We start from the raw sequence: 14,976 nt of genomic DNA, 5'->3' as shown, positions 1-14,976 counted from the left end.
TGGGAGACATCGAAATAGCCCCGGCCCGTATCGTTTATTGAAGGACTGCTCGCAGCAATGCCTATCTATCTCACCGCCATGAAACCGACATTTTCCGTAACGGAAGGTTTCTTGCCCGCCGCAGCACGGCTGGGTTTGTCCGTGATCTTACTCACGGACCGAGTGGAAGATCATCTTCAGGAGTACCAGGGCAGCGACCACAAACCGGCGGCTATAGAGCTTGCTAATGTCAATGACCCAGCTGATGTCGCCTCTCGAATCGCGGGGCTCAGAACACGTTTCGGCAAAGCTGAGGCCCTGCTTAGCAATAGTGACCATCTGCAATTCAGTACTTCAGCGGCAGCCGAGCTACTAGGTTTGCCAACAAAAGATTGGCGCGCCGCACTGCGCTGCAAAAACAAGGCGCTGACTAGGCAAACACTCGCCGACGCCGGCTTGGACTCGGTGTTTAGCCTCGAACTCCGCCCGGATCAGGAGCCAACTTCAGTTGCGGAAACACTGCCATATCCGGTGGTGCTCAAGCCTCGAGAAGGTGTTGCTACCGAAGATGTGGCTTACATTTCTCACCCGGCTGAATTCATCGCAGCGATTACCGAGATCAGAAAGAGCCGCGGACCGGTAACGCTGGTTGTGGAGGAATACCTGACCGGAAAGTTTTATAGCTACGACACGTTGGGCGACGACGATCAGACTGTGGCGTTTGGCAGCTGGCACACTGAGCTCAGCGCGCCGCCGTTCTTTCATGAGCTGCGAGACCAATGGCACCCTGAACTACCAGCGTCAGTAGTTGATAGCTTGAACGCTCAGTTGTCCGCGCTCGGGGTGAACTTTGGTGCCTGCCACACTGAATTTGTTTCAGAGCGTGAACGAGCTCGGATTATCGAAGTGAACTACCGGCTAATCGGCGGCGGCATGGAGGCATTCACTTCTCAGGTATTGGGAGTGGACCTTTTCGCTGAAGTAATTTCGCTACATCAAGGTGCCACGCTGAGTAGCGAGTTACGTGCGGCGGTCGCTGGTGCGGCAAAGAAAGCTGCCCGCGTCGAGTACGTCTTTGCGGAACATCCGGGGCAGCTAATCAGCGCCCCGCCGACGTCGGACACTCGGCTGGAAAACGGCGTCCGGTTACTCAACCGCCCGCTGCAAGAACTCGGCAGCACGGTCACAGCGGGCAACACGAAACGGGATTTTTTATCCGCAGTTCAAGGCATTGGTGCAGATGATGAAGCAGTACAGGCTGCGATAGCCGGCTTTGTCGCTGCGAACAGCTGGACGGTCACCTCATGAGCGCTGTTAGCGGCACCTTAGTGCGGAAGATTCTCAACACGCTGTACCGGGAAGATTACGCGGGGCTTCGTTCTACCGGATGGTTTGCGCAAAGTGGCGCTAATGCCGAGGAATTGCATCGCTGGTTAGTGCCGCTGGCTGGGAGCCGTACTTTGTCGCTATCGTTGCGCCCGGATGGCTTCTTAGCAGATTACGCGCTGACGGATGCCGTCATTCACGTCACTGACGGCGAAAATGTCAGCGAGATTTCTGATCTGGAATCGCTTTTCGCCGCACTGGCACCGGACCCAGCGAAGTTGGACCGTGAAGCGGAGGCGGGTTGGCAAGAGTTTCGTTTAGAAGCCTTGCAGACCGAACTGACGTTGACGGCACAGGAATTAGTTAGTCAGCAGCTGGTAGCCAAGCTTCGCGCGCAGAAACGCCCAGATACCGGCTTCGACGGCGCGCTACAGTTTGAGGCGCTGGCCACCTTGGACGGTCATCCAGTGCACCCAACGGGTTCTTGCCGCTGGGGTATTGATTCCCTGCAGGAGCAGCGCTATACCCCGGAGCACTTACCTGAGTTCGAACTGCAATGGATCACGGTTCAGCGCGAAACGGTTCAGCTTTCTGAAGCGCTCGCAGCACAACTGGCTGGACCGCTACCTGCTTGGTGGCCAAACGCCGTCGAGGTGAATCCAGATGCTGAGCCGTCAATGATTGCGGTCCCGGTGCATCCGCTGACGATTGCCAATGGTGGTCCGGTAACTGTGCCTGGGCAAAAGCCGCATACTGGCGCCACCGTGGCACCAACGTTGTCGATTCGCACGGTGCTGCTCACTGATGAGCCACTCACGCATTTGAAGATGCCGTTGCCGATCGCCACGCTAGGCCGAAAGAACCGGCGTGGGATCAAGGCGGCCGACCTGGCCGATGGCGCGACGATGCAGCAGCTACTCCAAGAGATACTCGACCGCGAGCCAGAGCTGGCACAGCGCGTGTTACTGGCCGACGAATCCCGTTGGCTAGGCAGTCAAGACGATTCGCTTGCCCTGCTAGTGCGCAGCTATCCAGCCGAGCTGTCCGGTAAATTGACGCTGCCGCTGGCTGCGCTACATGTTCCGGATCCCAGCGCGGCTGACGAGCAGGCAAGCTTGTTTGATCGGCTTTCTGAAGGCGATGCCGCTAGCTGGTTTGAAAGCTACTTCCGGACGATGTTCGACTGGCATTTGGCGCTGTGGCTACGCTACGGAGTTGCGCTGGAGTCGCATCAGCAAAACATCACGATCGTTTCGCCAGGTTTGCAGTTGCTCTACAAAGATAACGACGGCGCCAGGGTAGATCGGCGCAGACTCAGCGCCGCTCTGGGCCGGGAACTTCCGGCGGAAACCTTCAACGACAGCAGGATTTTCATTTCCGATCCAGGCGAGCTCGCGGATATGTTCACCACCATTACTTTGCACCTGTGTATTGCCACGCCCATCATTGCGCAAGCGGGTGAGGACAGAGCGCGGCGGCAACGGCTATTCGCGCTAGCTCGGCGCGAGCTGATTGCGGCCATGGACCGTTGGACAGATCCAAACGATCCTGACTCGGCGGCAGCGGCCCAGTTACTACGCGAACGCATTCTGGACGCAGACTATCTTCCGATCAAAGCGATGGTCACCGCGGGCACGTTATTGCCCAAAGCTCGGCTTGGTTGCCAAGACATCAACAAGTATTACTTGCGGACCGGGCCAAATTACTTGCGGAGCGGTGTGCAGGCATGAGTAATTCGCAGATCGCAAGCACCGAGGTACGGCCCGGAGAGGAAAGTGCTGGGCTAAAACGGCATCACGTCTTTGCTATTGCAGTTTCGCTGTGTGCAACGTCCTTTGCCGCGCTCGGACTGCCGCCGTTCTTACCTAAATTACTCCCAGAGCTGGGCGATCCGGATGCACGATGGGCCGGGTTGCTCTATATTCTTCCCACGTTGTGCACCGCGATATCCGCACCGATATGGGGCCGATTGGCCGATCGTTACGGCTGTAAGCCGCTGCTGGTTCGAGCTCAATTGGGACTTTGTCTGGCTTTTGGGTTGGCTGCGGTAGCGCAGAACATTCCCATGCTCGTGCTCGCTTTGACCCTGCAAGGGCTATTAGGCGGTACTTTTGCCGCTAGCACCGCGTATTTGGCGAGTGGCTTGAGCGGCCAGGCGCTGGCTTCGTCATTGGTGTTGATGCAGGGCGCCGCGCGGGTATCGCTTGCTGCCGCGCCAGTTGCGGCCGGCTTGCTATCTACTTTTCTCGACGTGCGCCAAATGTACGGTGCCGCAGCGATATTGCCACTGGCTGCTGCGATTATGACCAGCCGGCTGCCGAGCGGGGCGAAGAATGCCGAAACTAAGAAATCACCCAACGAACCTGTTGCGGTCAGCAAACCGCCACTTTCCGTGCTGGGGTACTGTCTGGCCGAAGCTGGCTTCGTTTTAGCAACTGTGGTGACTTTTCCCTACTTCATCCCGTTGGTAACCGGGGTGTCCCCGGAGCTTCCGCTGGCGATGGCTGGCGTGTTGTTCGCGCTGCCGCACCTTTGCTACTTACTCTGCGCCCCGTTCGGTTTTCGGCTGGTCAAAGATCGGCCTAAGGCTGGTCTGATCATTGCCTTTGCCGCCGTCGCACTGGCTGCAGTTCCGCAATTCTTTTCCCTGCAATGGCCCGGAACGCCTGGTCTGATTTTGCTCATTGTGGGCAGATTGCTACTCGGGGCTGGGCTGACGCTGGGCTTATCCGCACTTTCAGTGGTGGCTGCTGCCCTAGCCGGACAACACCAGCCAGGACGACTCTTCGGCCGAATCGAAGCATTTTCTAAAGGCGGTGCCGTCATCGCTGGGCTTGGTGCTTCGGCGCTGATTGGCGGCGGTCTTGGCATGCCCTTGCTGCTTTCCTTCGCCGTCGCGATCGTTTTGATCTTTATTCTCAACCGACTTTTTACCGTGAACCCACCAGCTCTGCTGCCGACCAATGACTGATGGATAGGAATCATCATCCTCCCCACACCTCAAGACCAACTCAGCGAAGAACTAACCGACTCGTCAGTTACTCAGCCGGACCTGCAATCTAGCCATATATTGCTGGGCTGTTTCATCCGGGAGGTATCTGGCCCGGACCAGGACCTCGACGCTGGCGTGAGTCATTTCACGGTACGGTTACCGCGGAGTGGAAATGCACTCAGGGTTGAATTGCAGCGGCTATCTGCCGGTGGTGCACACCGCCTCCAAGGCTGGGTTGAGATCCGCGAAGCACCGGAATCAGACAACGATAGCTGGCGTGAACTTGGCTTACGTGAACTTGGCGAAGTCCTTGGCGCTGAGCTGGCCGCGCTTAGTGGTGAATCCAATGAAGAATTTTCCGGTCAACTGTTGGCAAGCCGGGATGGATTGGCAGATATCGCTCTTGCCAGGCCAGCTGAACTACCGCGCGAGGTGAGCCAACCGGCCGCAGACTATCTGGATTCCGAACAAGCGCTGATCGCGGGGCATCCGCGGCATCCGAGCCCGAAATGGCGTTCCGGAGATTTACGCGAATGGCGACGATACTCGCCAGAGACCAGACCCAGTTTCCCCATGCAATGGCTTGCTGTTCCCGATGAACTAGTTCTGGATTATGCCGAAGGTTTCGATCAGCACGCCAAGACTGGTGAACTGCTGGCTGATCTCGCCTTGCCAACCGGGCATCGTGCCTTGCCGGTGCATCCTTGGCAGTATCGACTGTTACTTGAAGGTGAGGCCGGGCCGGCGCTGACGGAAGCGCTAAGCTCGGGAGCCCTGCGCTATTTGGGTACCGGTGGCGCAGATCTCTTCCCCACAGCGAGCGTGCGAACCTTGTATCAACCGGAGTCTGATGTCTTCCTGAAGACGAGCCTGAACGTTCGGATTACCAATTGCCTACGCAAGAACGCTGAGTATGAATTGGCTGGCGCAGTTGAACTGACCGATTTCCTGGCCCCGTCTTTTGCCCAGATCTCCGCACGGTTTCCACGGTTTTCAGTGCTGCCGGAACCTGCCGCGCGAAGTGTGCGTTTGCCGGATAGCCTCGCCGATGACCGTTCGCGGCATGCTTTGTTGGAGGGCGTCGGGGTGATTGTCCGGAACGGAGTTCAAAGCACCTTGCTGCCAGGGGAGCGGCTTCATCTGGCCGGTTCGCTGGCAGCTGCGGAACCAGATCCTAGCGGTACCCAAACCCGGCTGGCGGACCTGGCCGTGATGGCTGGTTCGCGCAGTACGGCCGATTGGGCCCGGCAGTGGTGGCAGGGCTACCTTCGGCATCTTGTTCCGCCAGTACTGGCACTTTGGGCCGAACACGGGATTGTTTTAGAACCGCACTTGCAAAATGTGCTTGTGGTTTTGGGCAATGATCAGTTGCCGGCTGGCGTGGTTTTGCGCGATATGGAAGGCACCAAATTGGTGACCGGCCGCGGTCCCGGAACTGATCAAGGCCTGTCTGCAGCAGTGGCAAAATCTGCCTTCTACGACGAGTCTCGTGCCTGGAACCGTGTGGCATACTGCCTTTTTGTTAACAACTTGGTTGAGGTCGCTGGCGCGCTGGCCGATCTGGCTCAAGCAAATGGTCTACCCGGCAATGGTTTTGAAACGCAGCTATGGCACGATGCTTACGAGCTGCTCAGCGAGATCGCACCGGAGCTGGGTAATCCAGCCGAAATCAAGGCAGTTTTGGCAGGGGTAGCGCTGCCCGCGAAAACGAATTTGCTTCTGAGATGGAGCAGGCAGGCTGATCGATTGGCCGGATACGCACCGTTCCCAAATCCCTTTGTACGCAACTTTGAGCAGGCGCAATCATGACAACGTCGGCCATTCCTGTTCCAGTTGCTGACGTTTATGTCACCGATGCCGTTCGCGACGCTGCGCGGAATCTGGCGCAGCAAAATAGACTTCCGGCCTACGTTTACGACTTGGCGCATCTGCGTAGCCATTTGGTCGCGATCAAAGCGGCACTTTCCCACCCCGCTTCAGGAGGCAGCGGCGTCGAAATCTTGTATGCGGTCAAAGCCAACCCGGATGCCGAAGTGGTGCGCACTGCTGCGGAAATTCTGGATGGTTTAGAGGTCTCTAGCGGGGGAGAGATCACGCACGTTCGCGCCTTACTGCCGGATGCTCGACTAATTTTTGGCGGACCAGGAAAAACCGATGCAGAGCTTTCGACGGCGCTTGCGGCCGGCGTTCATCGGTTTCACGTGGAGAGCGTCGATGAACTGCGCCGTCTCAACGCGCTTGCAGCTGAGGCCGGAATTACTGCTGAGATTCTGTTCCGGGTCAATATCCAGGCCGGAATCACCTCAGGCAACAGCAGCACCGCAGCGTTAACAATGGGTGGCGTACCAAGTCCCTTCGGAATGGATCCAGAAGAAGCGGCGCTTGCTGCCGCTCAGCTCGAAACGATGCCAAACATCACATTGCATGGTGTGCACGCGCACCTGGCAAGCGGCGTCGACTCAGCCACTGGTGCTGCGGAAGCCGAAGATATTGCTCGTTGGGCTAGGTCGTTTGCTGCTGAACATGGCCTAGAGCTGAGCGAGCTGAATGTTGGCGGTGGGATGAGCGTTGATTACCTGCGTACTGCTGAGCCTTTTGACTGGAGTGACTACGGCAGCCGACTAAACTCGCTGGCCGAAAAGTATCCCGAATTTACCTTCCAAATTGAGCCGGGCAGGGCAATCAGCGCTTACTCCGGTTGGTACCTCAGCCGAGTACAAGAACTCAAACGGAGCCACGGTAAATGGTTTGCGGTTTGCTCAGGCGGAACACACCATTTGCGCACACCAGCAGCAAAGGGGCACAGCCAGCCGCTGTCCGTGCTGCAGGTGGCCGAGTGGGATCGACCATGGGAAAGGGCTTCGTTGCAAGAAAACTCGGTGAGTTTTGTCGGTCAACTGTGCACGCCGAAGGATCTTTTGGCCCGAGACGTGCCAGTTTCGCAGATCAGCGCCGGGGACACGGTGATTTTCGGCCTGGCAGGAGCATACGCACTGAACATTTCGCACCGCGATTTTCTGATGCATCCACAGCCTGAAATCCTGCACGTGGGTGCCCCTGCTTAGGCGATGTTCAGGACCCGGTGGTGCTCCGGATCCAGTTGCGCACCTCGGTGCCCGTGATATTTGCGTAAGTTGCCGTTGACTGAATGTCGTTTGTGGGGTTGTCTGCCCCAGAGGAACTCACGCCGACAATTTGGTCGTTTTTGCCGTTGACGGTTAGCGGTCCGCCGGAGTCACCGAAATTAGAGATGCCATTAACGCCCCCGACTCTGATAGCTGACCCGCCGGAGAGGTCAGTGTTTGCGCCGATAACTGAGACATTGGCGCGGTACAGCCAATCTGCTTGTTCAGCCGGGTTTTGTTGCCTGAAACCGTAGCCCTGCACCACGCCAGTGTCGCCGGAGTTTGGTAGGTATTCGGCTGCGATCTGGGCAAAGGCGGTGAGCTTGGTAGCAGAGGCAAGGTGGACGAGGGCCACGTCCCCGCTGCTCCAAGTGACGACTTTGTCAACGGCAATTCGTTTAGCTCGGTTTCTGATGTCTGCGGTGTTATTCGTAATAAACCGCAAAAAGGTCTTTCGGTATGTAGATCGAATTATCTGGCTTGGTGACGCAGTGTTTTGCCGTGATGAGCCAAGAATCGTTGATTGCTTCACTGGTGCAACCTGATCCTTTGGTGTGTGCACTGTCCAGGAAGATACCTAACTCAACAACCCAGGGATTGGAATCCACCTTTTCGCCGCCAATAATTCGCGGCGCGACGGCGACAGCTTCAGCCGGTGCGCCAACCAGTAGACCCGCGCCAGTGAGGGCAACGGCCCCGGCGATCACGCCAGCAATAGCCGAAAGAACCTGAATCTTCATGGTGAACTCCGAATCATATTCAGCGGTGAGCGCTGGCAAAGAGGGACGAATCCCGGGCGTCGTTTGAGAATCCTCTACATTTTAGATGTCTGTAATCTAAAAGTGTGACATCTCTTATTATTGCGCTCATCCTTGCTGGAATTTATTGGTATCTGCGGCATAAAGATCGCCGAATGCTGCGCAATGGTCTGGTACTGGTGACCGCTTCCTGGGTGTCTGTGAGATTCTCTCCCAGTGGCTCCCTTGGTTCAGCTGGGTGCTTTTGGGCTTCATGATTTTGACGCCGCTCGCGGTGCTGGTGCTAGCCGGATTTCTGATTGTCAATGGCGTTAACATGATGCGCCATGAGGGACGTAGCTGGGGTAATTTATTGTCGCTGATCGCCGGAGTAGCTTTGCTGACGTTGCCGGTTTTCGCAGTGCTATTGGTCTTGACGTGGCAGCCGATAGCTATTGGATTGGCCGCGCTTTTGTTCTTTTTGTGCAGCTATTTCGGCGTGGTCTTTGTGGTGTTTTTGGTCTATGCCGTGGTCTACGGGCGGATGCGGTATCAGCGCAGTCCAGACGCCGTCGTGGTACTTGGCTCGCAAATCATCAATGGGAAGGCGCCGCCGTTACTGCGTTCGCGTTTGGATAAGGGCTTAGAACTGTATCGCGAAATATCCGTTGGAGCCGCGCCATTGCTGATTCCCTCTGGTGGTCAAGGCGTTGGAGAATCGCGGCCCGAGGGTGCGGCTATGGCGGAGTACTTGGTCGACGCCGGTGCGCCGCCACACGATGTGGTGCCTGAGTTAAGAGCCGTCAATACTGCGCAGAATTTGCAATTCTCTGCTGCTGTGGCTCGGGAGTACGAACGGCTCGGCAGCTTGGTCGTCGTGACAAATAACTACCATGTGCTCCGCGCAGCACTATTGTCTCGAAAACTGGGAATTAACGCTGAGGTAGTTGGTTCGCCCACGGCGGGTTATTTCTTACCGAGCGCCTTCTTACGCGAATTTGTAGCGATTCTCAAAGAGCACAAGATATTGCACTTGATCATGTGCTTGCCGTTCCTGGCACTGACCGCGTTTTTGACTTTGATGTTGGCTTTGGCAAGCCATCAGTGAATCAGGGGACTCGATAGGTCGGACGATTTCGCCCCCAAACGAACCAGCAAAGCGGACCAAGAAACGGGAAGGCAAAGACCACAAGGAGCCAGAGAACTTTGCCGCCGCCGGTGAGTACCCGCGAGGCAAGAACCGAGATGAGTGCGGTAATAAACAGCACAAAGAGTCCGATGCCTACTGCGGCAAAGACAATGAGCAGGCCAAGCCCCAGGGCTGAGGACGAGTTCTCCGCAGCCTGTTCAGCTGCGATGAGCGTTAAGAGCATAGATTTTCTCCTGATGGTGGCAAGGGGCCGGTTGAACCATGTAATCACGGCTTAACGACTGACCGCCTTGTCCAAGAAAGACAAAGCGGTCAGCTGCTAAACACTCATTTCAATTACTGTGTGACGCCGTAAGACTTGGCGAGTTCAGCCATTACTGCCCTAGCGCCCTGGATACTGACAGAAGCAACGAAGGTGGCGTCGTCGACCTCTACCTTTTTGCCAGTCAACCGGCTCCAGAGTGGATTGGATTCGAACTCTTGCGATTGTGCTACTGCCTTTTCGCCTTCGCTGCCTGTTGTTTTCCAGGTAGCTACCAAAATGGTCTTCGCGTCTGCCTTGAGGATTTCTTCCGTGGACAGTGTCACAAAGATTTGGTCGGTGGAATCAGGTGCGCCTTGCGGGCGAGGGATGCCCATGTCATTCATGATTTCGCCGATGAATGACTTAGACGAGTACAACCGCGCGGTCGATTCGCCAACAAAACGAACCAAGGAATAGGTTGCTGCCGGGTCTTTAGCGAGGATCTCTGCGCCGAGTTTTTTCGCATCCGCGACATAGCTGGCAACCAGGGATTCGGCCTTAGCCTTTTCGCCCATGGCGGTACCAAGCAACACGATGTTCTGCTTCCACGTTGGTCCGGTGCTTTGCGAAAAGACGGTCGGAGCAATCTTGGCTAGCTGCGGGTACAATGCCTCTTGACGGACCTTTGCCGAAATAATCAGATCTGGCTTCAGGTCAAGGATTTTTTCCAAGTTAGGTTCAGCCATGGTGCCGACATTTACGGCGTCTTTGGTCTGCTCGCTCACATCACCCAGGTACCGGGCGAAGGGGCTTTTCGGGTCTTGCCGGTATTGAGCGTAACCAACCAATTTTCCGCCCAGCAGCAAGGTTGCATCGACGTAGCTGGGATCAAGTGCCACGATCCGCAACGGCTTTTCCGGAATGGTGGTGCTTCCCATTGCGTGTTGCAACGTCAGCGGAAAACTCGCATCCGATCCGGAAGCGGAGGAGGAGGCGGACTGGCCAGGCGTGCTAGCCGCGCCGCAAGCTGCGGTAGCCAACAGAGCCAGTGCGGTGGCCGTACCGGCCAAAGTTTTGATCAGCCGGTTAGACCGGAGCGAGCGGAAGATCACGCGGTTTCCTTTTCGGGACTTAGGTTTGCAAGAATGGACAAACACCTTGGAAGCTTAGGTAAGCCTATGCTCACAAAGATTGTAACAGGCCGTCCAGAAGGGAAGCACCATCAGTACTCCACAAACCGTCAGAGTGACCGCTGCCTTTACCGGTCGGCGTTCGCGCGGAAAGCTGCTCGGAGTCCTGGCAGTAGTTTTGCTTCTGGCGGTGCTGGCTAGCGTATGTTTAGGCGCTGCATCATCTTCTTTTGCGCAAGCTTTTCATGCGATTTTCACGCCCACGGGTACTGATATGGACGTCACCATCGCTCAGATCAGGGTGCCGCGCACTCTGAGCGGAATCATAGTTGGCGCTTGCTTGGGCGTGGCCGGAATGCTTGTCCAAGGCCATAGTCGCAATCCCATTGCTGATCCAGGACTACTTGGCATCAATCAAGGTGCCGCGCTCGCGATCGTCGCGGTTACTGCTTTTGCTGGGCCGTTGGGCTATTTGCCGCAGGCGCTTTTGGCCTTCGTAGGTGCACTTATTGCCAGTATTTTGGTCTTCATCATCGGCTCCGCTAGCCGAAATGGTGCAACACCGGTCACCTTAGTGCTTGCCGGTGCCGCTGTTACCGCATTGTGCGCCGGATTGGTCTCTGCCGTGGTGCTGCTGAACGATCAGGCGCTTGACACGCTGCGATTCTGGCAAATTGGCTCACTGGCCGGACGCTATGACGTGCTCGGGTATGTTTGGCCGTTCCTCGTGGTCGGATTTGTTTTGGCTGTCTTGAACTCAGGTGCACTCAATGCACTTGCCCTGGGCGAAGAATCCGCCCGTTCGCTCGGCATCTCGGTGCTTCGGGCCCGGACCGTGGGAATTTTGGCCATTACTTTGCTCGCCGGAAGCGCGGTCACCATGGCTGGTCCGATTGCTTTTGCTGGATTGTTAGTTCCGCACATGGCGAGGTTTCTCGCTGGCGCCGATTACCGCTGGCTCATGCCAACCGCGGCGCTCACCGGTGCTGCCCTGGTGCTCTTGGCAGATACCGCTGGCCGCGTGATCGCCCGACCCGGCGAACTATCTGCGGGCGTAGTGCTTGCCGTTATTGGTGCGCCATTCTTCGTGGTGCTTGCTCGGCGTCGAAGGCTGGTCAAACTGTGAGCGGGGTCCAAATGTGAGCGGAGTCCAGCCATGACCACAGTCAGATTGGGGCCGGTTTCCTTTCAGCTCAAACCTCGTGCGGTGCTGATTTCGGCGGTGCTGTTTGTTCTTGTGTTGGCATTGATGGCGTTTCACGTTGCTTACGGCGGAACGGCACTGCCTTACGGCAAAGTCTTTGTGGCACTACTCGGCGATCAAAGCGATGCGAAAATCTATCTCGCCAGCACTGAGTTTCGGGCGCCCCGGATGGGGGCTGCGGTGTTGGTCGGTGCGTGTTTGGCGGTCTCAGGTGCAATTACCCAGACTGTCGCACGAAATCCGTTGGCTAGCCCGGATGTGTTGGGCGTGACTAGTGGTGCTGGCTTTGGCGCTGTTTCAGTTTTGGTTTTGGCTGGTGGCGGCTATGCCGGGTTGAGCGGCGCTGCTGCCGCGGTAGGAATGCCACTGGCCGCTTTCGGAACCGGGCTTTTGTGCGGCGTCGCCGTCTATCTTTTAGCTTATCGGCGGGGACTGGATGGCTTCCGCCTGGTCTTAGTGGGCCTTGGCGTTTCTGGTTTGGCATCGAGTGTGACCACCTGGTTGCTGACTTTGGGCGACGTCACCAATGCGGCCCAAGCTCTGACCTGGATGATGGGCTCACTCAACGGTAAAGACTGGGCGCTTGTTCAGCCTATGTTGTGGTTTGGCGTGCTGCTTCTAGGTTGTGCCTTTGCACTGGCCCGGCCGTTGTTCCTCGCCAGCCTTGGCGACGAAACCGCTGTCGGACTTGGCGTGCGGGTTGGTCCGCTGCGGCTGGCTGCATTGACGACGGCGGCGCTGTTGGCCTCCTTGGCAACGGTTACCGCTGGGCCGCTTGCGTTCGTGGCGCTGGCCAGTCCGCAAATGGCGCGATTATTGAGCCGGTCGGTCAATCCGCCGTTATTTTCCTCGGCTTTAGTCGGTGCAGTTTTTGTGTTGTTAGCGGACACTATTTCAGCGCACGCATTAGGTGTCGCGTTGCCAGTTGGCGTCGCGACTGCGGTGGTTGGTGCACCCTATTTGGTCTACTTAGTGTTGCGATCGCAGCGGAGGGTGCTATGAAAAATGGCTCAGTACAGAGCGCCGCGTTACGCGCCGAAGGCGTGAGCCTGGGCTACGACCGCAAGCAAGTGGTTTCAAACCTCAGTTTGGAGATTGCACCGGGTGCGGTGACGGCAATTATCGGCCCGAACGGTTGTGGAAAATCGACTTTGCTGCGCGGACTTGGCCGATTGCTTAAGCCGAGCACAGGGCAGGTTTACCTCGATGACAAGCCGATCGGTTCGATTTCTACTCGACAAGTGGCCACTCGACTGAGCATTTTGCCGCAAACCCCGGCTGCGCCGTCCGGTCTGACCGTGGCAGATTTGGTGGCCAGAGGTCGCCACCCTCGCCAGCACTGGTATCAGCAGTTCTCTAAAACCGATGAGTCGGCGGTGTATGAAGCTTTGGCGGCAACAGATATTGCCGATCTGGCGGATGTGCCGATTGAAGAGCTCTCTGGCGGGCAGCGGCAACGCGCCTGGATTTCCATGGTGCTGGCGCAGGAGAGCGAGATCTTGTTGCTGGATGAGCCAACTACCTACCTGGACTTAGCGCATCAGGTGGAAGTGTTGCAGCTTGTTGAACGGCTGAACCGTGAGCTGGGTCGGACAATTTTAATGGTGTTGCACGATATTTCGTTGGCGGCCCGCTACTCGGACCACATGGTGGCAATGAAAGAAGGGGCAATTGTCGCTTCCGGAACGCCACAGGATGTGGTGACCGAGCCGCAGCTTTTGGAGATCTTTGGCTTGGAAGCCTCGGTGGTTGCGGAGCCCGTTGCTGGCCGCCCACATGTCATTCCGTTGGCGGCGCGATAAACGCTGGCGTCATAACAGGACGCTCTCATTTGTAAATGAGAATCATTCGCATGTAGGCTAGCTGGCATGCATCTATCCCTTTTGGCGTCCCTCGATCTGCACTGCCGTCAACGCGGTGCAGAGCTGCTTTCTGGCACGCACCCTGGTTCCGTCGTCGTTGTGCATGATCTTTTGGACGGTGCCACGGTTTTGCGTCGAATTTATCGCGATGGTGAGCTCAACGAGCGGGCCAGTAGCCAGCTAGAGCATGGTTGCTTATCCTGCACGGTTCGACTGGAAATTTTGCCGACGGTGCGCCGGCTCATTCGGGAGAATGTACCGCACGTGGTGCTCGCTTTACCTCCCGGAGTGGAGCTAGACATGGTGATCGAAGCGCTATATGCCGGTGTGGAGGAAGAGTTCAGCATCGATAATGCGGTGCTTGTTGTTGATCCCGCGGAGCTAGAAGATCAGCTCTGGGATCGACGGAGTCTTTCTGAAATTGGCATGACAAGTTATCCGAAAGACCGTCGCACTTCGGATGAGTTTGTGGTGGGAACTGTGGCACAGGCAGATACCGTTCTTGCCGCAGCGTCATTGGCGAATTCGCTGAGTGAACCGGGGCATCTCAACCGAGCGCTTGGTTTTGAATTGTTGCGCGAGCTGGCGCCGCACGCGAATGTCGCCCGGCGAACCGCGCAAGTTCGGCCCGGTTGTTTTGACCTCAGCGAAGCAATGGCTCGGCAGACTCCCGGTGAAGTCCGAGTCGCTTCAGGTGCTGACGACGGCGTCTTCCGCACCATTCGCCACGAACTCAGCCGACCGCTGCATCCAGAACGGCTGCGCTCTGCGCTACCCGAGCTGGCTGCTGGCAGTTGCTGGATTAGAGGGCGGCTGTGGCTGGCTTCGGTGCCAGGGCAACGAATCGCCATGCGTGGCATTGGGCCACGATTGTGGCTGGAAAACACCGGTGAATGGCTCTCTGGGTTGGAACAACCCGGCACTGTAGTGGCTTTGACTGGCCGCGCCAATGAATTGATTGAGTCGGAGATCCACGAGCTGCTAAATGACGCCCAACTCAGCGCCGCAGAAGCTCATCAAAGTGCGGAATATTTTTCTGATCCATTTGGCTTAGATGTGAGTAATTGAAGATAGGAGAAGTGCAAACCATGAAAGTTCGAAACTCGCTAAGCGCACTGAAAAAGGTTCCGGGTGCACAGATTGTCCGCCGTCGCGGTCGCACCTTTGTGATCAACAAACTAAATCCCAGAATGAAAGCTCGCCAGGGCTGAAATTCCTCGACTGATT

Annotated in this window: 15 protein-coding genes; 11 read left to right on the top strand and 4 right to left on the bottom strand. The window is 56.8% G+C overall.

Annotation, left to right across the window (positions count from 1 at the left end; translation table 11 throughout):
- Nucleotides 1-78: 78 nt before the first annotated feature.
- The 5 genes from RSAL33209_RS07395 (at nt 79) to RSAL33209_RS07375 (ending at nt 7,362) form a co-directional block, all read left to right on the top strand.
- On the top strand, nt 79-1,287 hold the full coding sequence (locus tag RSAL33209_RS07395; RefSeq protein WP_218916563.1) for an ATP-grasp domain-containing protein: 1,209 nt from the start codon (nt 79-81) through the stop codon (nt 1,285-1,287).
- Nucleotides 1,284-3,035, top strand: coding sequence for an IucA/IucC family protein (locus RSAL33209_RS07390; protein WP_012245101.1), 1,752 nt, complete (start codon nt 1,284-1,286; stop codon nt 3,033-3,035). The genes RSAL33209_RS07395 and RSAL33209_RS07390 overlap by 4 nt, the downstream gene beginning before the upstream one ends.
- Nucleotides 3,032-4,276, top strand: coding sequence for an MFS transporter (locus RSAL33209_RS07385; protein WP_012245100.1), 1,245 nt, complete (start codon nt 3,032-3,034; stop codon nt 4,274-4,276). The genes RSAL33209_RS07390 and RSAL33209_RS07385 overlap by 4 nt, the downstream gene beginning before the upstream one ends.
- A gap of 156 nt (nt 4,277-4,432) precedes the next feature.
- The gene (locus RSAL33209_RS07380; protein WP_199533209.1) at nt 4,433-6,106 is read left to right on the top strand and encodes an IucA/IucC family protein; all 1,674 of its coding nucleotides are present in this window, start codon (nt 4,433-4,435) and stop codon (nt 6,104-6,106) included.
- Nucleotides 6,103-7,362, top strand: a complete 1,260-nt coding sequence (locus RSAL33209_RS07375; protein ID WP_012245098.1) for a type III PLP-dependent enzyme — start codon at nt 6,103-6,105, stop codon at nt 7,360-7,362. The genes RSAL33209_RS07380 and RSAL33209_RS07375 overlap by 4 nt, the downstream gene beginning before the upstream one ends.
- Nucleotides 7,363-7,369: 7 nt before the next feature.
- On the opposite strand, the gene RSAL33209_RS18665 is transcribed toward RSAL33209_RS07375, so the two are convergent.
- Nucleotides 7,370-7,954 carry a trypsin-like serine protease gene (locus RSAL33209_RS18665; RefSeq protein ID WP_267895933.1) on the bottom strand — a complete coding sequence of 195 codons (585 nt, stop codon included), beginning with the start codon at nt 7,952-7,954 and terminating at the stop codon, nt 7,370-7,372.
- Complete coding sequence (locus RSAL33209_RS19220; RefSeq protein WP_155116078.1) at nt 7,848-8,162, bottom strand: trypsin-like serine protease; 315 nt, start codon at nt 8,160-8,162, stop codon at nt 7,848-7,850. Before RSAL33209_RS19220 ends, RSAL33209_RS18665 begins: the two co-directional genes overlap by 107 nt.
- Before the next feature lie 271 nt (nt 8,163-8,433).
- Between RSAL33209_RS19220 and RSAL33209_RS07360 the strand changes: the two genes are divergently transcribed.
- Nucleotides 8,434-9,267, top strand: coding sequence for a YdcF family protein (locus tag RSAL33209_RS07360; protein WP_233496586.1), 834 nt, complete (start codon nt 8,434-8,436; stop codon nt 9,265-9,267).
- 1 nt (nt 9,268) lies between these two features.
- Here RSAL33209_RS07360 and RSAL33209_RS07355 read toward each other — a convergent pair whose 3' ends face one another.
- Nucleotides 9,269-9,532 (bottom strand): PLDc N-terminal domain-containing protein, encoded by a 264-nt coding sequence (locus RSAL33209_RS07355; protein ID WP_041684581.1) that lies wholly within the window; start codon nt 9,530-9,532, stop codon nt 9,269-9,271.
- Nucleotides 9,533-9,645: 113 nt separating this feature from the next.
- Nucleotides 9,646-10,665: an ABC transporter substrate-binding protein gene (locus tag RSAL33209_RS07350; protein WP_114597597.1), complete on the bottom strand. Its 1,020-nt coding sequence runs from the start codon at nt 10,663-10,665 to the stop codon at nt 9,646-9,648.
- A gap of 133 nt (nt 10,666-10,798) precedes the next feature.
- Between RSAL33209_RS07350 and RSAL33209_RS07345 the strand changes: the two genes are divergently transcribed.
- From RSAL33209_RS07345 to ykgO, 5 genes are all read left to right on the top strand, one after another.
- Nucleotides 10,799-11,809 (top strand): FecCD family ABC transporter permease, encoded by a 1,011-nt coding sequence (locus RSAL33209_RS07345; protein ID WP_012245092.1) that lies wholly within the window; start codon nt 10,799-10,801, stop codon nt 11,807-11,809.
- Between the two features lie 30 nt (nt 11,810-11,839).
- Nucleotides 11,840-12,889 carry a FecCD family ABC transporter permease gene (locus tag RSAL33209_RS07340; protein ID WP_012245091.1) on the top strand — a complete coding sequence of 350 codons (1,050 nt, stop codon included), beginning with the start codon at nt 11,840-11,842 and terminating at the stop codon, nt 12,887-12,889.
- Nucleotides 12,886-13,689, top strand: coding sequence for an ABC transporter ATP-binding protein (locus RSAL33209_RS07335; RefSeq protein WP_012245090.1), 804 nt, complete (start codon nt 12,886-12,888; stop codon nt 13,687-13,689). The genes RSAL33209_RS07340 and RSAL33209_RS07335 overlap by 4 nt, the downstream gene beginning before the upstream one ends.
- Nucleotides 13,690-13,755: 66 nt before the next feature.
- The gene (locus RSAL33209_RS07330; RefSeq protein ID WP_012245089.1) at nt 13,756-14,817 is read left to right on the top strand and encodes a GTP-binding protein; all 1,062 of its coding nucleotides are present in this window, start codon (nt 13,756-13,758) and stop codon (nt 14,815-14,817) included.
- 20 nt (nt 14,818-14,837) lie between these two features.
- On the top strand, nt 14,838-14,960 hold the full coding sequence (gene ykgO, locus RSAL33209_RS07325) for a type B 50S ribosomal protein L36 (protein ID WP_041684580.1): 123 nt from the start codon (nt 14,838-14,840) through the stop codon (nt 14,958-14,960).
- The last annotated feature ends 16 nt before the right edge of the window (nt 14,961-14,976 follow it).

Source organism: Renibacterium salmoninarum ATCC 33209 (assembly GCF_000018885.1).
Taxonomy (GTDB): Bacteria; Actinomycetota; Actinomycetes; order Actinomycetales; family Micrococcaceae; genus Renibacterium; species Renibacterium salmoninarum.
The sequence above is the reverse complement of the archived record's forward strand: the minus strand, read 5'-3'. Positions and strand labels throughout refer to the sequence as shown.

Bases quoted from the DNA above. Each gene is read 5' to 3' on its own strand.
- RSAL33209_RS07395 (WP_218916563.1), top strand. From the start codon at position 79: ATGAAACCGACATTTTCCGTAACGGAAGGTTTCTTGCCCGCCGCAGCA.
- RSAL33209_RS07390 (WP_012245101.1), top strand. From the start codon at position 1,284: ATGAGCGCTGTTAGCGGCACCTTAGTGCGGAAGATTCTCAACACGCTG.
- RSAL33209_RS07385 (WP_012245100.1), top strand. From the start codon at position 3,032: ATGAGTAATTCGCAGATCGCAAGCACCGAGGTACGGCCCGGAGAGGAA.
- RSAL33209_RS07375 (WP_012245098.1), top strand. From the start codon at position 6,103: ATGACAACGTCGGCCATTCCTGTTCCAGTTGCTGACGTTTATGTCACC.
- RSAL33209_RS19220 (WP_155116078.1), bottom strand. From the start codon at position 8,162: ATGAAGATTCAGGTTCTTTCGGCTATTGCTGGCGTGATCGCCGGGGCC.
- RSAL33209_RS07360 (WP_233496586.1), top strand. From the start codon at position 8,434: ATGATTTTGACGCCGCTCGCGGTGCTGGTGCTAGCCGGATTTCTGATT.
- RSAL33209_RS07355 (WP_041684581.1), bottom strand. From the start codon at position 9,532: ATGCTCTTAACGCTCATCGCAGCTGAACAGGCTGCGGAGAACTCGTCC.
- RSAL33209_RS07340 (WP_012245091.1), top strand. From the start codon at position 11,840: ATGACCACAGTCAGATTGGGGCCGGTTTCCTTTCAGCTCAAACCTCGT.
- RSAL33209_RS07335 (WP_012245090.1), top strand. From the start codon at position 12,886: ATGAAAAATGGCTCAGTACAGAGCGCCGCGTTACGCGCCGAAGGCGTG.
- RSAL33209_RS07330 (WP_012245089.1), top strand. From the start codon at position 13,756: ATGCATCTATCCCTTTTGGCGTCCCTCGATCTGCACTGCCGTCAACGC.
- ykgO (WP_041684580.1), top strand. From the start codon at position 14,838: ATGAAAGTTCGAAACTCGCTAAGCGCACTGAAAAAGGTTCCGGGTGCA.